The following is a 295-nucleotide window of genomic DNA, read 5'->3' as shown; positions in this document are numbered from 1 at the left end:
GCAGAGATCCTTGATAATTAAACAGTGAAACACATCCTCGAAAGTTCTGAATAAGTAATTCAAAACGATCGAAAGATCCTTTAAAACAGTAAAAGGGATAAATTAGCTAGTATGTTGATTTTGAACTTGGAACAAATCTTTTATCAGAGAGTTTGATCCTGGCTCAGGATGAACGCTGGCGGCGTGCTTAACACATGCAAGTCGAGCGAAGCGGCTGAATTGATTCTTCGGATGATTTTCAGTTGACTGAGCGGCGGACGGGTGAGTAACGCGTGGGTGACCTGCCCCATACCGG

1 rRNA gene is annotated in these 295 nt (G+C 43.7%); it reads left to right on the top strand.

Annotated features, from left to right (window positions below):
* Positions 1–140: 140 nt before the first annotated feature.
* Positions 141–295, top strand: a 16S ribosomal RNA gene (locus tag DXD02_RS12070); the annotation flags it as partial.

It is taken from the genome of Blautia sp. TF10-30, assembly GCF_003481245.1.
GTDB classification, from domain to species: domain Bacteria; phylum Bacillota; class Clostridia; order Lachnospirales; family Lachnospiraceae; genus Fusicatenibacter; species Fusicatenibacter saccharivorans.
The sequence above is the reverse complement of the archived record's forward strand: the minus strand, read 5'-3'. Positions and strand labels throughout refer to the sequence as shown.